This window comes from Leuconostoc sp. S50 (genome assembly GCF_016624925.1).
Classification (GTDB): domain Bacteria; phylum Bacillota; class Bacilli; order Lactobacillales; family Lactobacillaceae; genus Leuconostoc; species Leuconostoc pseudomesenteroides.
Window position 1 is genome coordinate 187,269 of the sequence record NZ_JACVUE010000001.1, and the last position, 26,396, is coordinate 213,664.

26 protein-coding genes and 1 tRNA gene are annotated in these 26,396 nt (G+C 39.6%); 25 read left to right on the top strand and 2 right to left on the bottom strand.

The window, feature by feature from the left end:
• The first annotated feature begins 17 nt into the window (after positions 1-17).
• The 17 genes from coaE (at position 18) to IAE53_RS00895 (ending at position 13,941) form a co-directional block, all read left to right on the top strand.
• Positions 18-638, top strand: coding sequence for a dephospho-CoA kinase (gene coaE / locus IAE53_RS00815; protein ID WP_148423139.1), 621 nt, complete (start codon positions 18-20; stop codon positions 636-638).
• Complete coding sequence (locus IAE53_RS00820; protein ID WP_148423138.1) at positions 622-1,929, top strand: DnaD domain protein; 1,308 nt, start codon at positions 622-624, stop codon at positions 1,927-1,929. The genes coaE and IAE53_RS00820 overlap by 17 nt, the downstream gene beginning before the upstream one ends.
• Position 1,930: 1 nt before the next feature.
• Positions 1,931-2,851 carry a primosomal protein DnaI gene (dnaI, locus tag IAE53_RS00825; protein WP_148423137.1) on the top strand — a complete coding sequence of 307 codons (921 nt, stop codon included), beginning with the start codon at positions 1,931-1,933 and terminating at the stop codon, positions 2,849-2,851.
• Entirely contained in the window at positions 2,848-3,933 is a 1,086-nt protein-coding gene (locus IAE53_RS00830) for a YibE/F family protein (protein ID WP_200135789.1), read from the top strand. Before dnaI ends, IAE53_RS00830 begins: the two co-directional genes overlap by 4 nt.
• Positions 3,930-4,697: a YibE/F family protein gene (locus tag IAE53_RS00835; RefSeq protein WP_010285893.1), complete on the top strand. Its 768-nt coding sequence runs from the start codon at positions 3,930-3,932 to the stop codon at positions 4,695-4,697. Before IAE53_RS00830 ends, IAE53_RS00835 begins: the two co-directional genes overlap by 4 nt.
• A complete protein-coding gene (locus IAE53_RS00840; RefSeq protein ID WP_004915431.1) occupies positions 4,694-4,996 on the top strand; it encodes a hypothetical protein in 303 nt (100 codons plus the stop codon). Before IAE53_RS00835 ends, IAE53_RS00840 begins: the two co-directional genes overlap by 4 nt.
• 71 nt (positions 4,997-5,067) lie before the next feature.
• Complete coding sequence (locus IAE53_RS00845) at positions 5,068-5,454, top strand: DUF2185 domain-containing protein (RefSeq protein ID WP_148423135.1); 387 nt, start codon at positions 5,068-5,070, stop codon at positions 5,452-5,454.
• Positions 5,455-5,525: 71 nt separating this feature from the next.
• A tRNA-Cys gene (locus tag IAE53_RS00850) sits at positions 5,526-5,596 on the top strand.
• Positions 5,597-5,645: 49 nt separating this feature from the next.
• Positions 5,646-7,676 carry an ATP-dependent DNA helicase RecG gene (recG, locus tag IAE53_RS00855; protein WP_148423134.1) on the top strand — a complete coding sequence of 677 codons (2,031 nt, stop codon included), beginning with the start codon at positions 5,646-5,648 and terminating at the stop codon, positions 7,674-7,676.
• A gap of 84 nt (positions 7,677-7,760) precedes the next feature.
• Complete coding sequence (gene plsX, locus IAE53_RS00860; protein ID WP_148423133.1) at positions 7,761-8,807, top strand: phosphate acyltransferase PlsX; 1,047 nt, start codon at positions 7,761-7,763, stop codon at positions 8,805-8,807.
• 50 nt (positions 8,808-8,857) lie between these two features.
• Positions 8,858-9,106, top strand: coding sequence for an acyl carrier protein (acpP, locus tag IAE53_RS00865; protein ID WP_010285909.1), 249 nt, complete (start codon positions 8,858-8,860; stop codon positions 9,104-9,106).
• Between the two features lie 341 nt (positions 9,107-9,447).
• Positions 9,448-9,930 (top strand): GAF domain-containing protein, encoded by a 483-nt coding sequence (locus IAE53_RS00870; RefSeq protein ID WP_148423132.1) that lies wholly within the window; start codon positions 9,448-9,450, stop codon positions 9,928-9,930.
• Positions 9,931-10,169: 239 nt separating this feature from the next.
• Positions 10,170-11,678 (top strand): ABC transporter permease/substrate-binding protein, encoded by a 1,509-nt coding sequence (locus IAE53_RS00875; protein WP_148423131.1) that lies wholly within the window; start codon positions 10,170-10,172, stop codon positions 11,676-11,678.
• Entirely contained in the window at positions 11,675-12,127 is a 453-nt protein-coding gene (locus IAE53_RS00880; protein WP_148423130.1) for a SprT family protein, read from the top strand. The genes IAE53_RS00875 and IAE53_RS00880 overlap by 4 nt, the downstream gene beginning before the upstream one ends.
• Before the next feature lie 46 nt (positions 12,128-12,173).
• Entirely contained in the window at positions 12,174-13,007 is an 834-nt protein-coding gene (locus IAE53_RS00885) for a Cof-type HAD-IIB family hydrolase (RefSeq protein ID WP_148423129.1), read from the top strand.
• On the top strand, positions 13,008-13,211 hold the full coding sequence (locus IAE53_RS00890; protein ID WP_148423128.1) for a hypothetical protein: 204 nt from the start codon (positions 13,008-13,010) through the stop codon (positions 13,209-13,211).
• Complete coding sequence (locus tag IAE53_RS00895; RefSeq protein ID WP_148423127.1) at positions 13,204-13,941, top strand: CPBP family intramembrane glutamic endopeptidase; 738 nt, start codon at positions 13,204-13,206, stop codon at positions 13,939-13,941. Before IAE53_RS00890 ends, IAE53_RS00895 begins: the two co-directional genes overlap by 8 nt.
• Positions 13,942-13,976: 35 nt before the next feature.
• Here IAE53_RS00895 and IAE53_RS00900 read toward each other — a convergent pair whose 3' ends face one another.
• Positions 13,977-15,074, bottom strand: a complete 1,098-nt coding sequence (locus IAE53_RS00900) for a Xaa-Pro peptidase family protein (protein ID WP_148423126.1) — start codon at positions 15,072-15,074, stop codon at positions 13,977-13,979.
• 202 nt (positions 15,075-15,276) lie between these two features.
• Here IAE53_RS00900 and ccpA point away from each other — a divergent pair, with 202 nt between their 5' ends.
• The 5 genes from ccpA to udk all read left to right on the top strand — a co-directional run bounded on the left by ccpA (position 15,277) and on the right by udk (position 21,235).
• On the top strand, positions 15,277-16,293 hold the full coding sequence (gene ccpA / locus IAE53_RS00905) for a catabolite control protein A (RefSeq protein WP_148423125.1): 1,017 nt from the start codon (positions 15,277-15,279) through the stop codon (positions 16,291-16,293).
• A gap of 200 nt (positions 16,294-16,493) precedes the next feature.
• Positions 16,494-18,362: an acyltransferase family protein gene (locus IAE53_RS00910; protein WP_200135790.1), complete on the top strand. Its 1,869-nt coding sequence runs from the start codon at positions 16,494-16,496 to the stop codon at positions 18,360-18,362.
• 90 nt (positions 18,363-18,452) lie between these two features.
• Positions 18,453-19,805, top strand: a complete 1,353-nt coding sequence (locus IAE53_RS00915; RefSeq protein ID WP_148423123.1) for an MFS transporter — start codon at positions 18,453-18,455, stop codon at positions 19,803-19,805.
• Positions 19,806-19,889: 84 nt separating this feature from the next.
• Positions 19,890-20,609 (top strand): acetolactate decarboxylase, encoded by a 720-nt coding sequence (budA, locus tag IAE53_RS00920; protein ID WP_188352792.1) that lies wholly within the window; start codon positions 19,890-19,892, stop codon positions 20,607-20,609.
• Complete coding sequence (udk, locus tag IAE53_RS00925) at positions 20,609-21,235, top strand: uridine kinase (RefSeq protein WP_010285949.1); 627 nt, start codon at positions 20,609-20,611, stop codon at positions 21,233-21,235. The genes budA and udk overlap by 1 nt, the downstream gene beginning before the upstream one ends.
• A 30-nt stretch (positions 21,236-21,265) precedes the next feature.
• Here udk and IAE53_RS00930 read toward each other — a convergent pair whose 3' ends face one another.
• Complete coding sequence (locus IAE53_RS00930) at positions 21,266-22,117, bottom strand: MurR/RpiR family transcriptional regulator (protein WP_139967156.1); 852 nt, start codon at positions 22,115-22,117, stop codon at positions 21,266-21,268.
• Positions 22,118-22,248: 131 nt separating this feature from the next.
• On the opposite strand from IAE53_RS00930, the gene gnd reads away from it, so the two are divergent.
• The 3 genes from gnd to IAE53_RS00945 all read left to right on the top strand — a co-directional run bounded on the left by gnd (position 22,249) and on the right by IAE53_RS00945 (position 26,299).
• Positions 22,249-23,157 carry a phosphogluconate dehydrogenase (NAD(+)-dependent, decarboxylating) gene (gene gnd / locus IAE53_RS00935; RefSeq protein ID WP_147651282.1) on the top strand — a complete coding sequence of 303 codons (909 nt, stop codon included), beginning with the start codon at positions 22,249-22,251 and terminating at the stop codon, positions 23,155-23,157.
• 114 nt (positions 23,158-23,271) lie between these two features.
• Complete coding sequence (gene gntK / locus IAE53_RS00940; protein ID WP_148423121.1) at positions 23,272-24,810, top strand: gluconokinase; 1,539 nt, start codon at positions 23,272-23,274, stop codon at positions 24,808-24,810.
• 106 nt (positions 24,811-24,916) lie between these two features.
• Positions 24,917-26,299, top strand: a complete 1,383-nt coding sequence (locus IAE53_RS00945) for a gluconate:H+ symporter (RefSeq protein WP_148423120.1) — start codon at positions 24,917-24,919, stop codon at positions 26,297-26,299.
• The last annotated feature ends 97 nt before the right edge of the window (positions 26,300-26,396 follow it).

Genomic DNA, 26,396 nt, shown 5'->3' on the forward strand with positions numbered 1-26,396 from the left:
AGTTAAGAGGTAATAGCATGCTTTTAGTAGGATTGACAGGCGGGATTGCAACAGGTAAATCAACGGTTAGTGGTATGCTGCGGGATGCAGGGTTACCAATTGTTGATGCAGATGTGGTCGCTCGTGAAGTTGTTGAACCTGGCACAACGACACTTGAGAAAATCAAATTGGCTTTTGGACCAAGCGTCATTGATAATGGTGTCCTAAATCGTCGACGATTGGGTGATATCGTTTTCTCAAATCGTCAAGAACTAGCACGTTTAAATGACATTATGCAACCAGCCATCAGTCGTGCAATGGCGGACAAAATTAACTTTTGGCGTATGCAACAAGTGCCAATTTTAATTTTGGATGTACCATTGTTATTTGAAAGACATTACGAAAAAGATGGTAAAATAGATAAAATTATTGTGGTTGCAACTGATGAGGCAACTCAGCTCGAACGATTGAAACTACGCAACCAGCTATCTGATTTACAAGCGCGTAATCGCATCCGGTCGCAGCTGCCACTCAAAGATAAAGTAGCTCAAGCTGATTATGTTATCGACAATAACCAAGATCAAAAATCACTGACACAACAAGTGGCCGCTTTGATAGAAAATTTAAAGGAAATTGCTGCCAATGACAACACCAATTGATGGAAAAATTGAATTTCATGCAAAAGCGGGTGTCTTCGTCCAATCACAAGTACCGGTTACTTCGGCTGATTTAGATCGTACTTTCAATCTTTACACGCCGTTCATAGGTGCCACGGGTTATGCTTTATATCACTTATTGGTAAATGAAGTACCTTACAATACGCAATTGCATCACCGTGAAGATCATAATTTTGTACTCGATAGTCTTAACATGAGCTTGCCTGATTTTGTCAAAGTGAGGCGCCGTTTAGAGGCCGTCGGTCTCATCAAAACTTATTTTACTGAAGATAGCTTAGGTGAAATATACACCTATCAAATGTTTCCACCACTTGATGCGACAGCATTCTTTCAGGAACAATTGTTAGCAGGATTGCTTTTTAAATTTGTTGGTGAAGCGCGCTTTGTCACTTTACAAGAACGATATGGGCACCACGGACAACCTGTTATCAAAGGGGATAATATTTCGGCACATTTCTTACAAGTATTTAAGCCAGCAGCAAACACTGTTTTACCCAGCATGCCAGCTGCAGAAACACCAACATTGCCGGAAGCAAAAGACACTTTTGATTTTGATGCCTTTTCTCAATTAGTACGCGGTACGACAACATCGCAATTGGCGAAACATCGCGATTTTATTGCAGCGACTCACGTTATCTATGGTTTGAATGAAACAACGTTGGCTGGTTACGTGACGCAAGCCATGACGCTGGATACGCATGATTTAGATGAAAAACGACTACAAGAAATACTTCACTCACGTCGCGTGACCAAAAAACCAGAATTGTTCAATGATAAAATGGTTCATCCAGTTGCTGCTACTACAAAACGCTCTCAAGAAATGTTACAACTGATACGAGATGCGCAGACATTGGCTCCCAACGCCTTCATTGAGGACATTAAGTTTAAAAAGGGCGGCGGCTTTGTAACGAGAAATGAATATTATTTTATCAACAAGATGATCAGAGATATTCGTTTAAAAGCTGAAGTTGTGAACATGCTTGTTTGGTATGAGTTGGTCAAACGCAATCGTGACACGGTGAATGTTGACACTGCCGAAACAATTGCTAATTCATGGCTGCAATTAAAAGTTGATTCAGCGGAGAATGCACTTGATGCAATTGAAAAGTATCAGCCTGCTGTTAAAACTAATAATCCACGTGCGACAAAACGTCAAAATAAACGTATTGAACCTAAATTAGCGAGTGGTTCTGAGACTACAACACCACAGAAGTCGGAACAAGATGTAGCCGCAGCTTTGGCTAAATTAAAGAATATAAAGACGAAAAACTAATATGCAAAATTTATCAGAAGTCCTGCAACAATTTCAAAAACAATACGCTAACAAGGCGAACTTAGCTGAAATAATCGCGTCTATCGGTCAAGATGATGACATTCGCACTTTTTGGAATGCTCATCAAAATGATTTGAAATCAGATGCTTTTCAACTCAAGATGGGTGACTTGTATGAGTTTATTCAGCAAAAAAATAAGATCGCGGCTGGGGAAAAAACGCTTTATCCTGGCTATTATCCACAACTCACAATTGAAAAAGGCTATCCGTTAGTGCATTATGTTGCTGATGAAAACACGCGGCAACAATTGATGCAGCGTCGCAAGTTAACTGCATACAAGATGCCAAAGGCTATTCAAGACGCTGACTTACAGACACTCATTCAAGATAATGGGCGCATGACAGCGCTGGCTGAAGTTGTGGACATCTTGTCACAAAAGATTAGTGGAAAAACAGATTTTATTCAAGGACTGTATTTATCTGGTGATTTTGGTATTGGGAAAACTTACTTGATGGGGGCGTTAGCTAATGCGCTTGCTGCCAATAATATAGAGGTGATGTTACTACATTTTCCGTCTTTTATCAGTGACTTAAAAGGCACTTTTGACCACAAAGATGAATCACTCGACGAATTACTAACTAAGGCAAAAACGGTTTCTAATTTAATCTTGGATGACATTGGGGCTGACACGTTGACCTCATGGAGCCGTGATGCCATTCTTGGCATTATCTTAGAGTATCGTATGCAAAACGAATTGACCACATTCTTTACTTCAAATTTTGATATGACTGGCTTGGAAAGCTATTTAGCCCAGACAAAAGATGGTGTTGAGCCTGTCAAAGCAGCACGACTCATGCAGCGTATAAAATATTTAGCAAAGCCTGTTCAGATGACGGGTAAAAATCGGCGGTTAGACATTTGATTTTCTTTCAAAAGACAAAAAAATATTGGTTGGTGCTTGGTGCATTAGTTTTAACGTGGGTGCTGTTGCGTCATGATGCTGTTATTTATCAACAACCTGTTGGTCAGGTCGTTCATGAAACAGCCCGATTGACGCAAAAAACGACTGACGAACATGGGAATACTGACAAAATATATTCGCAGCGGTTAACAATCAAGTTATTGAATCGCAATAGAACAGTGACGTTGTCTAATCAATATACTGATTCACAAACAATTACGCATCGTTATCATGTCGGCGATCAGTTATTGCTTGATGGTACTGGGCAACTCAGAATTTTATCGCTAAAACGTGATGCAACAATCGGTGTGTTACTTGTTCTGTTAGTTTCATTATTATTGTTGTTTGTTAAATGGCGTGCCACCGGCTGGTTGTTATTAAGTTTGATTATCAATATTATTTTATTTATTGTTGCTTTAATAATTGATATTAACGTTAAAAATGCTAATGTATTATTAATTTTTGTTATTTTAGCTGTGCTAGTGGCTTTTTCAAGTTTAGCACTGGTACTTGGTAGAACATTGCAAATGGCGGTAACTTTGGCGTCGACATTATTAGCAACGCTATTAGCGATGATATTAATGTTAGTGTCATTGAAAGTGACGGCCAATGAAGGCGTCCATTTTGAAACCATGGCTTATGTGACGCAAGTGCCAACGACTTTGTTTATTGCACAAACTATCATTGGTGTTTTGGGTGCTGTTATGGATGAATCAGCTGATATTGTGGCGGCTTTGTTTGGCATGCGACGTGAAAAAACTGCTCATCATTTCAAAGATTATTGGCACGCTGGCATGAATGTTGGGCGTGATATTATGGGGACGTTAGTCAACGTGTTATTCATGATTTTTATTGCTGAAACCATGCCAATGGTTTTTCTAATGTTGCGAAATGGCAATAATTGGCCATATATTTTGGACCAAATTATGAATCTAGGTATTTTGCAAACGGTTGTTTCTGGTATTGGTATTGTGATTGCAGTTCCGGTAACGAGTGCGCTCGTTGCTTTAATTGTTAAACATCAACAGGTGGTGAAACCATGAACGCAATTGGATTATTGATTTTAATACTGTTTATGTTAATGATTTTTGTCGGTGGTAATCAAGGACTCAAAGTGTTTTTTGGATTGTTAATTAATTTTATTGTTATTTTTATTTTAATGATTTTGATTAACTGGCAGTTTAATCCCTATATTGTGACTGCTGTTATCAGCATTGTCATTTTAGCGATTGCGATTTATTTGGGATCGGATAACCAAGCCGTTGCGAATACAGCTTTTCAAACAAGTCTCATTGTTGTAGCTATTCTGATGATTATTGCTATTGTGGCACAACATTTTGGTCAGTTTCAAGGCTTTTCAACCGAAAATTCAGAAGAGTTAGAAGGGCTATCGCTCAATGTTGGTTTGTCATTTAGTCATGTGGCGATGGTTGTGATGGTTATTTCACTACTAGGCGCTGTAGCAGAAGCAGCAATGGCGATTATTGCTGATTTGAATGAGGTAATCGACAGAACGCCAGATATGACCAGTAATAGTTTGTATGCGCATTCGCGTATCATTGGTGGGCAAATTCTAGGTACTGCTATCAACACACTATTTTTCGGGGTGTTGGGGGCTAATTTACCATTGCTAATTTGGTTTATTCGGTTAAAATATTCGTTAGCAATGTTTATGAATGCCAAAGTCCTCATGATGGAAGTTGTGACCATGCTTTTAGGCATGCTGGGTATTTTACTTAGTATTTGGGTGGCTAGCTGGTTGGTCGTGAGACAGTTTGTGAAACATAAAAAGGTAGGTATAAAGTGAACGAAACATTTGATTTAATTGAACAAATCACGCGAAATGATGGGTCCGTTTATTTTGAATTAGGAAATATTTCGCAAAATGGACGGGCAGAATATGCAGCAGAACATGGCTATATTAAAGAAGTTCGCATTTTGAAAATGAATATTCCAAAATCAACCAATGTTGAAAAAGTCACTGCTTATATTAATGCCCATTATCAATTATTACCGTTAGAGTATGATGGCTGGGAGGAATGGGTTAAAACACCTGAAATAGAACAAGATTTACAAGCTATTTTATTAGAAAATCGTGTTGGTTAGTATGACATTGTGATCATAGATTTTATTTTTATTTTGAGGAGGAAAGTACGTTCTTACGTACATAAACAGTTATGCGTTCAGTATTTAATCAACCGGAGGCCGTAGTGTTGGCTTCCAAACATTTGCTTGATGGCACAGGCCGATTACGTTGGGTATACAGAGAATTAGCGCCTACGACGCCACAGGATTCTGGTTGGTTTTTGTTTGCCGACAACGATACGGAAGCTTGGAATGATCAACCTGACAATTTTATGCCCTTGATTATTGAAACGGCATTAGCAATTGAACCCTCATTGCAAAATATTCTAGATTTGCCTTATGGCACCGACTTAGTTTTGGATGATCGTTTAGGCATAAAGGGCTGGCGGGACCCCAAAACCAAGACGCCAGTATGGCTAGCTGACGGTAGTGTTGATAGCACATTCAAGATTGTCAACGGTGAAGTTATCGAAAAATAACGAAACGTTTGTAATTTGATAACTTTTTCTATATAATTAAAAGCGGTGTTATTTTATTGATAGCGCGAAATGGTAGTATAGCCAAGTGGTAAGGCAACGGTCTGCAAAACCGTCATCGCCGGTTCGACTCCGGTTACTACCTTCTGGAACGCCTTAATAGGCGTTTTTTCTTATGATATAATAAATAGCAAATGATAACTTTAACTGATAATGTTGATGTTTTGCCCGGTGTGGGACCAAAACGCCTGACTGCGCTCCATGACATTGACATATTTACAATTGAAGATTTGATCGATTATTTTCCATTTCGCTACGAAGATCTTGGTGAGCGATTGCCATCTGAGACGCTAGATGGGGATAAAGTGACCTTTAAAGGTATTGTCAGCACACCACCAATTGTTAATCGTTTTGGCAAACGCTCGCAAACGCGCTTCGGATTATTAATAGACCATGACAATGTCCGTGTGTCTTTTTTTAACCAGCCTTGGGTTGCGCAAAATGTTGAAGTCGGTCAAGAGGTGGCGGTTTATGGTACGTATGATGCTGCTAAAGCCGGTTTGACGGGTATCAAAATGATTCAAGCTACGATAGACGCCTTGTCGCCGATTTATCCTGCAACGAAACAGATTAGTGCTAAAACGATACGTTATTTGATTGAGCTAGCTTGGTCTGAGGTACGCGGACATGTTGATTCATTAGTGCCTAAAGGGCTGCGTGATAAATATCGCCTCCTAGATCGTAATACACAGATTGAAAACATGCACTTTCCAAGTGATGCTGATCATGCTAAATCTGCAAGACGTAGCGCTGCCTTTGAAGAATTTTTTGTTTTCCAAATGCGATTGCAGCTGCTGAAGCTAGCTGATCAGAATTTTGCTGGAGAGGGTGTTGCTTATGATCAAGCTGCCTTGGTAACTTTTGAAAATAGCTTGCCATTCACGTTAACGGCTGCACAAAAAAAAGTGATACAAGAAATTTTGCAAGATCAGAAAAGACCACGCCACATGAACCGATTGCTGCAAGGGGATGTGGGTTCTGGTAAAACAGTTGTGGCTGCCATGGCAATGTATGCAGTTATTACTGCTGGCATGCAGGCCGCTATGATGGCGCCAACCGAAATTTTAGCGCAACAACATGCAATTAATTTGGCTAATATGTTTGATCAAGCTGGTTTGTCTGTACGTGTCGAATTATTAACGAGTGGCCTCAAAGTCGCACAACGGCGGCAATTATTGGAAGATTTAGCTCATGGTGATATTGATATTTTAGTTGGCACACATGCCTTACTTCAACCTGACGTGGCGTTTCATCACTTGGGTCTGGCGGTCATTGATGAGCAACACCGTTTTGGTGTTAATCAACGCGCAAAACTACGTGAAAATGGGGTTAATCCTGACATTTTAGCTATGACGGCGACACCAATTCCACGTACGTTAGCTATCACTGCGTATGGTGAGATGGATGTATCAGTTATTGATCAATTGCCCGCTGGTCGAAAAATAATTCAAACGCGCAAAATTAGTCATAGTCAACTGGATCAAACCCTACGTTTTGTTCGCCGTGAACTAGAAGACGGTGCGCAAGTATATGTTGTCACACCGTTAATTGAGGAATCTGAAGCATTAGATGTCCAAAATGCGCAAGCAATGTATGAAGCGATGCAACTTGAATTTTCAGACAGTCAGGTTGGACTTTTGCATGGCCGTTTGTCAAACGATGAGAAAAAAGGTTTAATGGCAGATTTTAAAGCCAACCGCATTCAAATTTTAGTTGCTACCACAGTGATTGAAGTCGGTGTTGATGTACCTAATGCTAGTATTATGCTGATTATGGACGCTGACAGATTTGGTTTGGCGCAATTGCACCAATTAAGAGGTCGTGTTGGTCGTGGTTCTCGTCAATCTTATGCTATTTTGGTAGCCGATCCAAAAACTGATTATGGTCGTGCACGACTCGAAGCTATGGTGTCAACAACTGACGGTTTTGTTTTGGCACAAAAAGATTTAGAACTACGTGGCTCTGGTGATATTTTAGGCACTAAGCAAGCCGGTGTGCCAGAATTCATGGTTGGTGATCCCGTTAAAGATTTGACCATGATGACGATTGCGCAACAAGAGGCAATTGACTTAGTTAGTCAAAAAAAATGGGATGATCGTCCAGAAAATCAAGCGTTAGTGGCCTATTTGTCACGAACAATGGCCCGCTATCGACATTTTGATTAGAGCCAATACCAGCGGTTAAAGCAAAACAATGTTAAAATGAACTATATTTATAGAAATAAATGATGTACGGAAAGAGATGGATACATGAAAATTGCTATTGATGCAATGGGCGGCGATTTTGCCCCATTAGAAATTGTTAAAGGTGTTGAACTGGCACGTGATCGCTACCAAGAAATTGAATTTCAATTATACGGGACAGCAGAGCAGGTAAAACCTTTAGTCAAGGATTGGACACGTATTAATTTAGTGCCAACAACTGAAGTGATTGAAATGGGAGAAGAACCTGTTAAAGCAATGCGCCGAAAGAAGGACTCATCAATGGTCCGTGCAGCAAATGCTGTAAAAGCGGGTGAAGCAGATGCTTTGTTTAGCGCGGGAAATACGGGTGCCTTATTGTCTAGTGCTATCTTTTTAGTTGGCCGAATTAAAGGCGTCGATCGTCCCGCCTTGGCAACTGCTTTGCCAAGTTTTGAAGGACCACATGATCAATTTGTATTCATGGACTTGGGTGCAAATGCTGAAAATAAGCCGGTTCATTTATATCAATATGGTATTTTAGGTAGTTTTTACGCATCCCACGTTTTAAATATTGACAATGCGCGTGTGCGGTTGCTCAATAATGGTGCTGAAGAGGATAAGGGCGATGAGGTGCATAAAGTGGCACATCAATTGATGAAAAATTCACATGCTTTTAATTTTGTCGGTAACATTGAGGCTCGCGAGCTATTGGCTGGGACGGCTGATGTGGTTGTTGCTGATGGATTTTCCGGTAATGCCGCTCTCAAGGCCACTGAAGGCACTGCGCTAACAATGTTGAAACAAATTAAATCAGCGATCATGGCCTCAGGTTTATCGGGAAAGATCGGTGGCGCTTTGTTAAAGCCAGCTTTTAAAACAATTCAAAAGAAATTGGATTATAATGAAGCCGGTGGCGCGGTGATTTTGGGTGTTAATGCCCCAGTTGTCAAAACACACGGTTCCGCGAAAGCAAATGCTGTTGCCAATACAATGGGCCAAATTAAAATTATGATTGAGAATAACTTGGTTGGGGATACTCAGACATTTGTTGCTGAGCATGCTGATGATTTAAAAGCAGCTAAGCAAGCACTGCAAAACGAAGAAAATGCATGATTTGTGTTACAATTAGTTTTTAACATATAAATTCTGGAGAATAGACTCTAATGGCAATAGAAAAAGAAACAATTTATAATATGTTGGCGGATGAAATTGCAGAGCGTTTCAATGTGAAACGCGATACGATTACACCTAATCTTAATTTTTTGACGGATATTGACGCTGATTCAATTGATTTTGTTGAGTTAGTATTGGAAGTTGAAGACATGTTCAATGTTGAAATTTCTGATGAAGATGCGGAAAATTTGGTGACATTACAACAAACTGTTGATTACATCGTGGCCCATCAACATTAATTTGTTGACACTTATTTATAATCAGTGTAGAATTATGGACAACTCATATCAAAAAGTGTTGAGAAGAGTAGTGCGATTAATTTGCAAAGCGAGCGACGTCTGGTGAAAGTCGTCAAATTAATAGTGCGAAGATGAACTCATCATACACGTCAATCGGTGCAAGCTGATTAGACCGGATGCACCGTTATCGTATGTTAGCAACAATTTTTGTTGTGAATTAAGGTGGGAATACCCACAAAAATGGGTGGTACCACGACATGTCGTCCCTGTACAAATAGTTCAATATTTGTGCAGGTTTTTTTATTTAATTAAGTCAGTAATGACTATTGGAGGTCAATCAGATGTCAGAAATTCAAACAAAGTCGCTAATTGCACAAATCTTGGACACTTGGATTCAGGGGGAGAAAAGCGAAAAACTTACTTTGGCTAATTATGCCAATGCAGCTGCTATTCTTAATGAAAATGTCGATGATATTAATTGGGTTGGTTTTTATCTCTATGACCAACAGTTGAAGCAATTGGTACTAGGTCCTTTTTTGGGCAAGCCAGCTGTGACAGTTATTTCACCTGATTCTGGCGTTGTTGGTCAATCTTTTACGGCGCAATCTACTGTTGTTGTGCCTGATGTCAAAGCATTTTCTGGACATATTGTTTGTGACCCAATTTCTAATGCGGAAATTGTCGTACCAATTACAAAAGCAGACGGTACAAAGTTAGGCGTTTTAGATATTGACTCACCAACACTTAATCGTTTTACAAAGCAGGACCAAACAGATCTTGAAGATTATATTCAAACATTGCTTGGATATATTGATCGTATTTAAATGATGGTTCTAGCTCAAGCTAGGACTTTTATTTTTTTCGTCATGATATTGATAGTGTGTTAGAATATGAAGATTGTGATAAGCTAAATAGAGAAGTGACGCATGAAAAAGGCAAATAATAAATCGTCAGTAAAATTGGGAATATAGCAACCTAATATATAAAAAAGCAAAACACAATAATCATGTTTTCCCAAGAATAACGTTTGATTTGAATTTTTTTGTAATCTGAAGGGGAAAAAATGTGGGAGACATTATTAACAAGACAGGCACAATTTTGGGCTGCGCTATGGCAACACACGCAATTAACAGTCGCAGCGGTAGTGATTGCTGGCGCTATTGCAATCCCACTAGCAATCTGGTCTGAAAGACATCGGCGATACGCTGAATGGTTACTACAAGTGACTGGTATTTTGCAAACACTACCATCACTGGCAGTTCTGGGGTTGCTGATACCACTCGTTGGTATTGGTTGGCCGGCTGCATTGATTGCTCTAATTATTTATGCATTATTGCCTATTTTTCAAAATACTTATTTGGGGTTAACTGGTGTTGATAAAGGCGTTGTTGATGCTGCCTATGCACTAGGGTTACCGCGAAAAAAAGTCATGCGAAAAGTTCAAATACCACTAGCGTTGCCAAGTATTATAGCTGGGATAAGAACGGCCACAGTGCTAATTATTGGGACAGCAACATTAGCTGCATTAATTGGTGCGGGCGGGCTTGGTGATTTCATCCTGCTGGGTATTGACCGTAATAACACAAATTTAATTCTAATCGGTGCGCTGGCTTCGGCAATTATGGCTATTTTAGCAGGCGCTTTAATTAACTGGATTACAAAACTAAAAGTAAAAAAGTGGCTTATTGGTTTGCTTGCTATTTTATTTATTGGTGGGAGTGTGGTTCCCATGTTGCCTCAAAAATCAACAACGCAAACGATTACTATTGCTGGCAAACTAGGTTCTGAACCAGAAATTTTGATTAATATGTACGCTGATTTGATTAGGTCAGTCGAACCAAATAGCAAGATTATTTTGAAACCGAATTTCGGCAAAACAAGTTTTCTTTTTAATGCACTCAAGAGTAAAAAAATTGATATTTATCCTGAATTTACTGGTACTATCACAGCAACTTTGTCTGAGCCTGTTGTAACGTTGCCAGTTGGGGCCAATGCACAGACAACCTATCATGCCGCTTTAAAAGTTGCCCAAAAACAGCAATTAACTTTAACAAAACCCATGAAGTTTAATGATACTTACGCGATTGCTGTAACCCAAAAGGCTGCTTCGAAGTATCATTTGAAAACAATCGGTGATTTAACGCAATTGCCTAATGCAAAAGCCGGCATGACCGCTGAATTTTTAGACCGTGCCGATGGTATGCCGGGTGTCGAAAAGCAATACCGACTAAACATACCTACGGTCAGTTTAGACCCTGACTTACGATATCAAGCAATCAAGCAAGGACAAGTGAATGTGGTTGATGCTTATTCAACTGATTCGCAACTCGTTCAATATCGATTGAAAGTGTTGACAGATAATCAGCATTTTTTCCCAATTTATCAAGGTGCTGCTTTGATGCGTCAAGATTTTGCCCAAAAAAATCCAAAAATTACTCAAACGCTGAATCGTTTGGCGGGCAAAATTAGTAACGAAGACATGCAAAATATGAATTATGCCGTTAATGTTAAGCACCAATCAGCCGCGACAGTTGCTAAAAAATATTTGAAAACGCACAATATCCTAAAATGACTAACTTTGAATTACAACAATTGGTTGAACATATATCGAAGACCGCGTTTCATCAGCCTTTTCGTCACCACGCTAGTTTTAATAGTCGATTGAAAACAACTGGTGGTCGTTATTTGTTGGCGACACACCAATTAGAATTCAACCCTAAAATGGCTAATTTACCAATGTTTGAGCAAATCATCAAGCATGAACTAGTGCACTATCATTTACATCTTGCACACAAAGGTTATCGGCACAAAGATACTGATTTCAAGGTATTATTGTCACAGGTGGGAGGTGCGCGTTATGCCCCAGACATTGGTCAACGTCAAACCAACCAGCATCTCTGGCATTATCAATGCGAAAATGGGCATGATATTTTTAGACATAGACGTTTTCAAGTCGGCCGTTATCGTTGCGGTCAATGCGGTGCGCGTTTGATGTTGTTGGGTGAAGTATTGAATAAGTAAGCGTATTCATTTATAGTAAATGTAAGACAATTAATTGGAGAAAAGTATGATTAAGCTAATTCTTTCAGATCTCGATGAGACGTTACTTAATGATGATGGCACGATTCATCCCGATAACATTACAGCAGTTCAAAAATTCGTGCAACAAGGTGGTTATTTTGTTCCTAATACAGGAAGATCATACAAGTCAGTGTTTGGTACGTTAGCCACTTTGGGACTAAACAGACAAGAAAAGCAATATGTTGTGTCCTACAATGGTGGTGCTATTGTTGAAGTACACGGTGATGGTTCTGAGAAAATTGTTGCACAGCATGGCATGTCACTCAACCTAGCTAAAGAAATTTTCAAACTAGGTCAGATTCAAAACGACATTGATACCCATATTTATACGCTCGATACGTTATTTATTCATAATATTTCATCAGCTGATAAAGCGTATATGTCCGAACGCTCTGTACCGTATGTTGAAATGCTAAATGATGATTTAAACTTTTTATCTCATGAAAAGCCAATCATGAAAGTCATTTTTGAGCATAATGACCACGAAGTTTTGCGTGCGATTGATAAAGCCGTCAACCAAGAACTAGCGGATCAAGTGCTGACAACATATAGTTCGGATCGCTATGTAGAATTTAATCCAAAGGGCAGTGATAAAGGTTCGACAGGGCTGGAGTTAGCTGATTTATTAGGAATTACGCATAATGAAGTTGCCGCGTTGGGTGATAGTTTGAACGACGCTTCTCAGATTAAAGCCGCTGGTGTCGGTGCAGCTGTTGCCAATGCAAAGCCGGAAATTAAAGCCATTGCTAATTTAATTTTGGATAAAACCAATAATGAAGGCGCTGTTGCCGAGTTTATCAACACGCATTTGGAGGGCTAAATGTTTAATTTGGCAGCGCGTATTGTTTTGCCATTGATTGCGATTGTGGCCTTTATTAGTGTTTTTCTGTTATACTATCATCATTATCTGACACTTTGGTTAACCATTTTGCTAGTTGTCATACTGGTTATACTGGTTAATATCGGCTATATTTGGCTATATTGGCAAAGGAAAAAAACGCAATTTGAGGACGATGATGCTTGAAATGACGGAAACTGCGAATCCCAAATCTCTTTGGCTTCGCATAATTAATTTTGGTTTAGTAATATTTTTGCTGATGTTAGCGCCTGGATTTTTGGGACTAGCAAGTGCGAGTTCTGTTTTGTGGGAACAGATTTTGTGGGCATCGGTTATGGTGGTGGTTTATATAGCAGTAGGTATATATGCCTATCGCTTACTAAAAGTAACGGCAAAAGCGCCAGTTTTTCAACCTAATTCATCACCAAAAAGGAAAAGCTTCTGGTGGCTGGTTGGCATGTGGTTGCTCATGTTGGCTATTGAATTAACCATTGCAAATTTAAGAGTCAATTTAACAGGTGAGGCCACCACAGCAAATGAGGAAGCCATCAACCAATTGACTTCAAATCTAAATGTCACAATGATTACCATGATTATCTATGCTGTAATCTTAGCGCCAGTTGTCGAAGAGCTGGTATTTAGAGGGCTAGTTCTCAATTACTTTTTACGACGTAACTGGTGGTGGGGTAATATTATTTTATCGGGTGTGATATTCGCTTTTCCACATATGGGTCTGATTCCCACTACGTTATCAGATGGTTTGAGTTATTTAATGTATGCTAGCATGGGTATGGTGTTAGCTTATGTCTATAAAAAAACGGGTGCGATTCAGAATAACATTGCGATTCACATGCTTAACAATGCCGTGACTATGATACCCGTGTTACTATTGGCAATCAACAAAATACAACACTAAAAAATGCGTTCATATACTGAACGCATTTTTTTAATTTAGAATTGTAGTAATTCTTTAGAAGTATGTGTGTAAGGAACGAAGCCATCGCGACTCATGTAACCACTGTCTTCGATTCGCACACCAGCAACGCCAGGGACATAAATACCTGGTTCAATTGAAAATACCATACCTTCTTCAAGGGTCATGTCATTGCCTGCCATAATTGAAGGGAATTCGTGTACTGAAGATCCTAAGCCGTGACCAAGGCGGTGATTGAAATATTCGCCATATCCAGCTTTGGTAATAATGTCACGCGCCACAGCATCTAACTCACTAGCTGTCATGCCAATTTTTGCTTGAGATTGCGCTGCTAGTTGAGCTTCTAAAGTGACAGCATGAATTCGTTTGGCTTCATCACTAACTGGCCCAAATGCCACTGTTCTGGTTGCATCTGAAGCGTAGCCTTCTGTCATTGTGCCTAAATCAAATAGTGCCATTTCACCAGGATTTAATGTGCGACTGGAAGTTGAACCGTGGGGATCAGCGGCATGATCACCAAATTGAACGAGTGTTTCAAAACTCATGCCAACCACGCCAGATTTTTTGAGCTGATATTCTAGCTCAGCAGCGACAGCGAGTTCTGAGACACCTTCTTTTAATGCTTGGAAGCCAATTTCAAAGGCACGGTCGGCATCGCGTCCGGCAGCTTTCATGTGTTCAATCTCAGCTGGCGTTTTGATGAGACGCAACTTGTTAATTTGGTCAGTGACATCGGTGATGAATTGGGCTGCTGGAAATGCTGCCTGTAATAAATTCAAGCGTGCCACGGTCAAATTATCTGCTTCGATAGCAAAAAAAGTACCATGAGTCGCAGCTTGAATGTGCGTAGCCAACTTCGACCAAGGATTTTCTTGGTCTTCATAACCAAAAGCTGCATACTGCCAGCCACTTTCTTTCATACTATTGACTTCAAGTGCAGGACCAAATAAAAAGGGCTCGTGATCAGCAAATAGTACTAAAGCGAGTACACGTTCAATTGGATCAGATTCAAAGCCACTCAAATAGGCAACACTATGATAGTTTGTGATGATTGCACCACTTAGGTTTTGATCGTTTAACCAATTTGTTAATTGATTGATTTTTTCTGAGTTCATAAAATTATCTACCTCGTAGTTTACTATGTCTTTATTGTATCACTTTCATTTCTTGTTGTTTTTCTTGTAACAAATTGAAACAATTGTGAAAACGTGTAAATTAGTCATTGTAAGCGTTTGCAAATTGTGTTTATTTTGCTATAATGAAATGAGATGACTTAAAACATGAATTGTGTCAAATGAATTGAAAGAGGACTATATTATGCAAAAAAAACAGACAGCTACAATATATGATGTTGCTAGTCGTGTTGGGGTGTCTTTGGCAACAGTTTCACGAGTGGTTAACGGCAATAGTAATGTGCGGGAATCAACGAAACGCAAGGTGTTGGATGCCATTGAAGAGTTAGGGTATCATCCTAATGCCGTCGCTAGAGGACTGGCTTCAAAGAAGACAACAACTATTGGCGTTGTCATGCCTGATGTGACAGATATGTATTATTCTGAATTAGCTCGCGGTATTGATGATGTGGCTAATATGTATCACTATGATGTTTTGTTGACGAATACTGATGAAGATCCAGTACGTGAGACGATGGCTGTTAACAACCTTGCCAGCAAACAAGTTGACGGCATTATTTTCATGGGAAATGAATTGGATCGCGAGGTACTTAACACAATCGCGGCAGTTGATGCGCCAGTTGTCTTGGCGGGATCATTAGACGAAGAGGGAATTTTACCAAGCGTTAATATCGACTATGTTGCTGCCGTTAAAGAAGCGACCGAACTTCTCGTTCGCAACAAACATGACCGTGTGGCACTCGTAACTGGACCAATGGTTCATGCTATTAACAAGCATCACCGTCTAGTTGGTTACCAAGCTGGTCTAGAAGCGGCAAATATTGCATTTGACGATAGTTTACTTTTTGCGACACATCAAGACTACTCGGCTGGGCTTCAAGTAGCTGAAAAAATTTTTGCTGCTCAAGCCACGGCAGCTGTTGTATATGATGATGAAGTCGCACTTGGCATTATGAATTATATGCGCGATCACGGCAAATCAGTTCCCGAAGATTTTGAAATTATCACTTCTAACGACACAAAGTTTGCAATTGTGACAAGACCAGAGCTGTCCTCAATTGGTCAACCTAAGTATGATATTGGTGCGGTAGCAATGAGAATGTTAACAAAGTTAATGAATAACGAAGTGGTTGATGATATGCAAGTCCAATTGCCACATACATTTGAAAAGCGCGGTACAACAATTAATCCACAACCTTAAAATTGGATTATGCGGGGCTGATTTTGATTTTTTTCTCAATTTTTTGGGTTTGACTTTAATTTTAAAGAAACATAATCGAAACAATTGACATAATATATTAATGAAAGTAAACTATAATAGATGGTTTGCTTTTTATTTTACATTCAAATGTAAAATATTGACAAAATCTTTACTGGGTGGGAATTGACGGTTATGATCTCATGAATAATCAAAAGAGACGTTATATTACTGGATTTGATGGGTTACGCGCACTGGCTGTGTGCGGTGTCATTTTATTTCATTTATTGCCAACTAAAATTGTTGGTGGGTGGCTAGGTGTACCGCTTTTTTTTGTTATTTCTGGCTATTTGATTACAGATATTTTGATTCAAGAATATGATAAAACCGCTACGATTGCAGCAGTCAAATTTTATATACGCCGATTAAAACGGCTTTATCCAGCGCTAGTTATGATGCTTTTGATGACGACAACCGTTATTTTAGCTTTTGATCAGCGACTAATTTATAATTTACGACAGGTTATTTTAACTAATTTGACCTATGTCTATAATTTTTGGGCGATTGGACACGGACAATCCTATTTTCAACAATTTGGTGGTGAATCACCATTCACTCATTTATGGTCCTTGTCGATTGAGGGCCAATTCTATCTTGTTTGGCCTTTTGTGGTTTGGTTTATTCTCAAAAAGGGATATAAGCGGTTGAACGTTGCGCTCGGGTTATTAGGCGTTTCATTTGTTAGCGCGTTATTAATGGCAATTTTATACTCACCAGCTAACATCAATCGGGTTTATTATGGTACAGATACGCGTGTTTTTGCAATATTGTTAGGCACCGCCTTGGCTTTTGTTTGGCCATCCAATAAGTTGTCAGCAAAAATTGAAGATAAATCGCGGCTTTATTTAAACAGTATTGGGACAGCTGCTTTAGTTATTTTAATTGCTGGAATGATATGGGTGAATGGGCAATTTACTTCAACTTATTATGGTTTAATGTATTTATTTACGGTTGATGTTGCGATATTAGTTGCTATCACGGCCCATCCGGCTTCATGGTACAGTCGTTTGCTTGATAATAAGGTATTGAATTATCTTGGTACACGCTCTTATAGTATCTATCTTTATCAATTGCCCGTTTTTGTTTTTTACGAAAAATTTGTTTCAAATTACAAGCCAACGTTTGTTAATTTAGTAATAGAAGTTATATTAGTTTTGGTATTAAGCGAGTTAAGCTATCGGTATATTGAAAATGTCATACGTCGTGATGGTAAGTTACATCAGTTTTGGCACTGGCTAATGCATTCGCGTAACCGTTTTTTCCTTTTTATAACACCAGCACTACTTTTGCTATTGTTTGTCGGTCATGGACTAGCAGATAAAAAGGCTGCTTTACCTCAGCCTAAAACACGATTGCAAAAACAATTAACCAAAAATCAGGCAGAAGTTGCAAAACGTAATAAAATTGCTGAAAAGGCGGCTTCATCCTCCTCTGCTCAAAGTGCAACAAAAAATGCTAAGTTGTCTGAAGCAGATCAAAAGATTGTCACTGATTATGGATTACAAGCAAACGCCTATTTAGCTTTTAAAAATATGCAATTTACAGCGATAGGTGATTCAGTCATGTTAGATGCTGCACCCTATTTGCAAGAGGTTGATCCAAACATGCATGTTGACGCAGAAGTTGGGCGTCAAGCTTATCAAACGCCAGATATTATTGACGGCATGGCTCACAGTGGCAAACTTGCCCCTAATATTTTAATGGGATTGGGGACGAACGGTGAAGTTAAAAGACCTGATTTAGATCGCATGATGCGCATTTTTGGTGCTAAACGACAGGTGTATTGGATGAACAATTTTGTTCAAAGTAAACCATGGCAAAATAGTAATAATGATATGCTTGCTACTGCACAGAAAGACTATAAGAATTTGCACGTGATTGATTGGTTTAGTCTGGCAAAACAGCATATTGATTGGTTCGCAGATGATGGCGTTCACCAAGGACCAACTGGGGATCGTAACTACGTTCGTTTGTTGGTAGAAAAGACAGCTGAAGTGAATCACATTAAATAAAACATCCCTCGATGTTTTATTTTTTTGTAGGTTGAAAAACAGAATGCAAAAGATTAGAATGATTATAAATAACGTATTTAGGAGGATTTCATGTTTAAAAATATCAGGCAACTCACACCTTTTTCAGCTGTGCTGTTAGCCATCGCGTTTATTATGTCAATTAGCCAGTCAACGATGACAACGACTTATCCAATTTTAATGGCTAGTTTTCATGTTGATGCAAGTACTGTACAGTGGTTAACAACCGGTTTTATGGTCGCCATGACCTTGGTGATGCCGCTCAGTCCATGGTTGCTAGATAACATTTTATTGAAGCCACTGTTGAATGGTATTGTTACAGTATTTGTGATTGGCACAGCGATCGCCATGCTCACACCCTCGTTTGCCGGTATTATTGTTGGTCGATTGCTGGAAGGCATAGCTGTCGGTGCACTTTTTCCTACTTTTCAAAGTGTCATCATTGAAAATACAGCGAAATCGGATCGTGGGATCACTATGGGAGTGGTTGGTTTGGTGATGGGATCTGCTCTGGCAGTAGGACCAATTATTTCTGGTATTGTTTTGCAGTATGTTTCGTGGCGGGCGTTATTTGGCTTATTTCTTGTAACCTTAATTGTGCTTATCGTGAGTTTGCAACCTTTAATTGAAAATACGCATACCATTCATCATTCAAAATTTGATTGGGTATCGGCAATCACGTTAATTGGTTTTGGTGGGTTACTATACAGTCTATCAACTATTGCTAACACGAAATTAACGATAACATGGTGGCTTATTGTTATCATAAGCGTCGCTTTATTAGTGGTTTTTGTTATACGTCAAATTAGTCATCAACAACCATTTCTCAATTTATCAGTATTTAAGTATCGTGGTTTTGCGCCAGCTATGATTTTGACGGGGTTATCTTATTCAGGGTTGATTACAGCTACGGTATTGATGCCACTATTTTATCAGCGTGTGTTTCATATTACGCCACTATGGTCTGGACTGCTTATGGTACCGGCAGCCGTTGTGCTCAGCCAATTAAACCCAAGAGCGGGTTATTTATTAACGCGCATAGGATTGAAAAATCTCGTCTACATCGGCATGATAATGATGATTGTTGGCTATCTCTTATTAAATCAATTAGGGACGCAATCCTGGCTGATCAGTCTAGTGGCAGCTATTCTGCTTGAAGGGGGCAACGCTTTTATCATGATGCCAGCTGTGACTGCGGCAAATAATGTTTTACCAAAAGAACTTGTTAGTCATGGCACAGCGGTTATTACGACCATGCGTCAAGTGATTGGAGCAGGAAGTGTTGTGATTGTTGGGATATTAGTTACCCATTTCAGTCAAATTGAGGCAATTGGTGTAGCATTAACTCGAACGAGTGGTTGGTTTATCTTTGTCCCAGTAATTGGTATTTTGTTAGCGATGCGATTGCCGCACAATAAAAACTAAATAAATTGTGTTCAAAATAATAAAAGGGCTTTACAGTCCTTTTTTATTCACTTAGAATAAGGATTAGTAGAAATGAGGCAAAAAATGACAACAGTATATCAGCATGGTACTTTAGCACAATTAATGGCTAAACAAATGGCAGGAACGATTTCGGTCGGTGAATTGCTGACGCACGGTGATACGGGCATCGGAACTCTAGATGGATTGGATGGTGAAGTAATCATTTTAAATGGTGATGTTTACCAAGCAGATAGTACCGGCGCGGTAAACCATATTACCGACAAGAAAACGACATTACCTTTTGCGTCAGTTCATTTTGATCAACCAGACAATAGTTATCAATTGCCGTTTAATGCAACGACTTACCAAAATTTATCATCGCAGTTAACGGAAAAACAAATTGACAACGTTTTTTCAGCTTTGAAATTACATGGCCATTTCACCCATGTACATGTTCGTGTGGCACCCAAACAAACAAAGCCATATCCTAGTCTTTTGACGGTTGCGCAGCACCAACCAGAGTTTGAGACTCGTGACGTTAAAGGCACGCTCGTTGGTTATTATGCACCAGCTGTCTTCGGTGGCGCTACCGCGGCTGGATGGCATTTGCACTTCCTCGCTGATGATCTTCAATTTGCTGGTCATGTGTTAGATTTCGAGGCTGATGATATTGTAGGCAGTCTATTGATTTTTGATGAATTTGAGCAGCACTTACCGATTGATAATCATGATTTTAGAGCAATGAAACAAGACATGGCCGGATTGCAAGATGGCATTGAGGCAAGTGAGGGAGGAAAAAAATAATGGCGCAAAAACCATTAGTCATTGGCGTAACCGGTGGTTCTGGATCAGGAAAGACAACTGTGAGCCGCGAATTAGTGGCACGTATACCTGATAACAGTGCTATTTTATTACAACAAGATGCATACTATCGTGACCAATCTGAAAAGCCATTTGAAGAGCGGATCAAAACGAATTATGATCACCCTGATTCATTCGAAACGGACTTGTTTGTCGCTGACTTAGAGCGCTTGTTGGCTAGAGAAGCTATTGACAAACCTGTCTATGATTATGAGAAACATACACGTTCGAGTGATGTGATTCATGTGATGCCAGCTGATGTTATTATTGTTGACGGCGTTTTATTGTTTAATGATAAAAGAGTTCGTGATTTGCTTGATTTGAAAGTGTACGTTGACACTGATGATGATATTCGTTTCTTGCGACGTTTGGAACGAGATATTGAAGAACGTGGCCGCACGGTTCGTGGCGTTATTGAACAATATCTTGCGACAGTGAAGCCAATGTATCATCAATTTGTTGAGCCAACCAAGCGTTATGCTAACATCATTGTGCCAGAGGGTGGACAAAATAAAGTTGCTATTGATATGATTACCAATCAAATACTAGCTATGTTGAAAACACAATAAAAAGCGACGTTTATTCACAAACGTCGCTTTTTATTGTGCACGTGTCTCTTCAATTGTATCGCGCATTGTATCAACGACACTTTGTGTGTCTTCCGATAATTGTGAACCAACCAAAGTGAACAGGGTATCAATAATTGTGATTTGAGCTATCAATGAACTCATTGATTCACTACGAAAATTAACTTCTTCGGCTAGGGATAACAACACTAAATCTGCAAGTTTAGCAAGCGGTGAATCTGGAAAAGATGTAATAGCAATGATTTTGACATGATTCTCAGATAATTTTTGAGCGATTAGTAAAGTATCTTTGTTGCGTCCGGAATGGGAAATGACAACAGCAACATCCGTGTGATCAAGACGAACGGCCTGCATTAATTGAACGTCATAATCAGGATGGGCAATGACATCAATTGGTGTTCGTAAAAATTTATGGTAGGCGTTAAAAGCAACAATTGACGATCCGCCGATACCGAAAAAGCCAACCCGTCGTGCACTAATCAAACATTGCGTGGCTTGCTCGAGTTGGTCAATTGTCAAGTTGTTGACAGTGGCTGCTAACGCATTTTCAGCCCCGCGAAAAACCTTTTGAGCAATGGCAACGGTGTCATCTGTGTCAACAATTTCCCCAAAAAATTCAACAGGCGATTTTTGAACTGAGATGCGGGCAAGGTCAACCGAAAAATCACGAAAAGAATCAAAACCAATTTTTTTGACAAAACGTGAAATGGTCGCTGTTGAAACACCAGAACCGTCAGACATTTCTTGAATTGTGGCTTCTTGTGCCTGTGAAACATTATGAATAATATAATCAATTAATTTCTGTTCAGTCGTATTATATTGTTTGCGCTGTACCCTGAGTTGGGTAATGATGTTTTTTGCCATATTAATTTGTACTCCGATATACTAATCATACAAGATGAGAAAACATTTTTCAATAAAGGGTTGCAAACTGTAAATTATTTTCATATAATAAAAGTGTACTAAAAACACAAAAAATAAAGAGGTATGTAAACATGAAGTTTGCGATGATCGGCCTTGGTAAGATGGGCTTGAACTTGGTTAAAAACGCCGTTGATAACGGTCATGAAGTGGTAGCATTTGATTTGAATGCTGACTTCGTTAAAGAAGCAACTGACTACTCTGCTTCAATCGAAGGTGCTTCAGACATCGATGACATGTTGTCAAAGTTGCCATCTCCTAAGGCTGTTTGGGTTATGGTGCCAGCAGGCGTACCAACCAACTCAACTATCGATACATTGATCGCCAAGATGGACAAGGGTGACATCATTATTGATGGTGGTAACTCTAACTACAAAGACAACTTGGAACAAAACAAGCGTACAACTGCTGCAGGTATCAAGTTCTTTGATGCCGGTACTTCAGGTGGTATGAACGGTGCCCGTAATGGTGGTAACTTCATGATTGGTGGCGATGACGCCGAAGCATGGAAAGTTATTGAACCACTTTTCAAGTCAATCGCTGAAGAAGATGGTTACTTGTATACAGGTCGTTTGGGATCAGGTCATTATTTGAAGATGGTTCACAACGGTATCGAATACGGTATGATGCAAGCAATTGCTGAAGGATTCGAAGTATTGGAAGCCTCACAATTTGACTACGACTATGAAGCTGTTTCAAAGTTGTGGAACCACGGATCAGTTATCCGTTCATGGTTGATGGAATTGGCTGAAGAGCAATTCGCCAAGGACCCACATTTGGATGCTATTGCTGGTCGTATGCATTCATCAGGTGAAGGTAAGTGGACAGTGCAAGAATCATTGGATTTGGATGTGCCAGCACCAGTTATTTACTTGTCTTTGGCAATGCGTTACCGTTCATTGCAAGATGACACGTTTACAGGTAAGGTTGTTTCAGCTTTGCGTAACGGCTTCGGTGGTCACGCAATGGATGCTGCCAAGTAATAAGAATCTGTTCGTTTTCTTGGACAGAAGCTCCCATATTGGGAGCTTTTTCTGTGTTAATGCAATAATGTTCAACGTTTAACAATTATTAATTGTGCAATTTGAGGTGAACACATGGAATATATGATTGGTGTCGATTTAGGCACAACGTCAACTAAAGCAGTTTTGTTTGACGATAAAAATCAGGTTGTAACCAGTGCTAATAAAGGTTATCCATTGTATCGTGATGTACCGGATATGGCGGAAGAAGACCTAAATGAAATTTTTGATGCCCTAATTGAAGCATTAACTGATGTCGTGCGCGCTGCTGATTTAAAGGAAGGTGACAAAATTGCCGCCGTTTCATTCAGTTCAGCGATGCATTCTTTGATTGCTTTTGACAAAAACTGGAAACCACTGACACGCGTTATTACGTGGGCTGATACACGAGCAGTTAAGTATACAGAAGAACTGAAATCTAATGGTTTAGGTGCTCAAATTTACAAAAAGACAGGGACGCCGATTCATCCGATGGCACCTTTGTCAAAGTTACTGTGGCTAAAAGAAGAACATCATGATGTTTATGAAAATGCCGCGCATTATTTAGGTATCAAGGAGTATTTGTTCCACCGCTTGTTTGGTAGCAATAAAATGGATATTTCGATTGCTTCCGGAACGGGATTGTTTAATATTTTCAATCTTGATTGGGATGAACAGGCACTTGAAGTGACTGGTGTCACAAAATCGCAGTTGCCACAACCGGTTGAACCATACGAATATGAAACAAATATGGTCGCTGAATATGCTGCGGTGATTGGTATTCCAGTAGACACACCGTTTGTTTATGGTGCTGGCGATGGGCCATTATCAAACTTGGGTGTTAATGCTGTTAAACCAGGTGTTGCAGCCATTACCATTGGTACATCTGGTGCTATTCGCGTTGTTGCTGATGAGCCAGTGATTGATCCTAAAGGTCGTACTTTTACGTACGCTTTAGATAAGGATCATTGGGTCGTTGGCGGTCCTGTTAATAATGGTGGCGATGTATTCCGTTGGGCACGCGATAACATGTTTGACGCTGAAAAATCGACTGCTGCTTTGCTAGGAGAAGACGCGTATGATTTGATGACTGAAATTGCTTCTCGCATTCCTGCTGGATCAGAAGGATTGATTTTCCATCCTTACTTAGGTGGCGAACGTGCACCAATTTGGGATGCCAATGCTCGTGGTTCGTTCTTTGGACTCAATCATTCACACACACGTGCGCACATGCTACGATCAGTATTGGAAGGTATTACTTTCAACGTATACATGGTTAGTCTGGCTTTGGAAGAGGTTGTTGGTGGACTGAAGTCAATTCAAGCCACTGGTGGTTTTGCTCGTTCGCCACTGTGGCGTCAAATGTTCGCTGATATCTTCGAACAACCAGTAACTGTACCAGAGGCATTTGAATCAGGCTCATTAGCAGCAGTAATTGTTGCTCAAAAAGCGCTTGGTAAGATTGACGATTTGTACGAAATTGAAAAGTATGTTGGGGCTTCTAATACATACCAACCAGATCCGGAAAATTTCGAGGCTTATCGAGAATTAGCACCGATTTTCATCAGATTGTCACGTCAATTGCAGACAGAATATGAAAATATTGCTAATTATCAAAGAAAACATTCTAAGTAAACAGCTAATCAAAATATTTAAGTACGGTTAAATATTGTTGTCTGTATTAGCTTTTACTGATAACCATAAAAGGAGAAGGCGGTTTTTAAGTCGCCTATATGTACACATGGAATTCGTCATGTTGATCGTGTCCATTTTAATTTTGTTATTGTTGATTGCAAAATTAAAATTAAACACATTCGTATCACTAATTATTACTGCGTTTATTTTAGCGCTGTTGCTTGGCATGAAGCCAATGCAAATTCCGGACGCTGTCCTTGGTGCACAAGGTGTCGGAAATATTCTTGGTCCTAACTCAGTTATTTTCATCTTTGGTGGAATGATTGGTCGTTTGGTGGCAGACGCAGGTGGTTCATATCGCATTGCCAAGACGTTAATTGATTGGTTTGGTGTAAAACGCTTGCAATGGGCTGTTTTGATTGCTTCATTCATCATTGGTATTTCAATGATTTTTGGTGTTGGTATGGTTCTTTTGATACCAATTGTGTTCGCAGTTGCTATTGAAGCTGGCGTGCCATTACTTTATTTAGGTGTTTCAATGACTGCTGCTTTGAGCTCTGCCCAAGGTTTCTTACCACCACAGCCAGCACCAACTGCTGTTGCCTCAGCTTTAGGCGCTAATATTGGTATGATGCTGATCTTTGGTTTGGTCGTGTCAGTGATTACTGCGGTGGTTGCTGGGCCAATGTTTACTAAACTGGCTCAAAAATATGCGCCCGATGCTTTCCAATTTAAAAGTGAAATAGAAGCGGTAGGACCAGTTAAAGAATATGATCTCAAAGCCACACCAAACTTTGGCTTGTCAGTTTTGACTTCTGTATTTCCACTAATATTTATGATTATCGCTACCGTGTATAAGCTAATATACACTGGTGGTGTTACCCCTAAAAATCCAACAATGGTTGACCAAGTGGTTGAATTTGCTGCTAATCCTGCGGTTGCTATGACAATTGCTTTGGTATTTGCTATCTTTACAATGGGTATTTGGCAGCAAAAGTCAATGACTGAAGTAGGAAAATCACTAAATGAAGGCATGTCTGCTGTCGCAGGTATTCTGTTAATTGTTGGTGGTGGTGGTGCTTTGCGTGGCGTGCTGGTTACGTCTGGTTTATCTGACAAAATTGCTACAACATTCCAAGCAGGCGGTTCAATGAGCCCTATCGCTGTTGTGCTATTTGCTTGGGCTGTTGCAGCAGTACTGCGTGTCTCAGTTGGGTCAGCAACCGTTGCTGGTATGACAGCTGCAGGTATCGTTACAGGTATTTTGGCTTCTAATCCAGGTAATACATTACTACCAGTATTTGTTGCCTTAGCAATTGGTGCCGGTTCATTGATAGCATCACACGTCAATGATGCTGGTTTCTGGATTTTTAAAGAATTCTTTGACTTGAGTGTCAAGCAAACGTTCCAAATTTGGACAGTACTAGAAACAATTATTTCAGTGACAGGTTTGATTGTTATTTTGATTATGACGACTATCTTCGCTTAAACTGCTAAACCATCTTAAAAAGGGTGGTTTTTTTCATGCAATAATTTTTGCTGGATAATAAGAAAAATATAATAATTTTAAATACATCCCATATAAA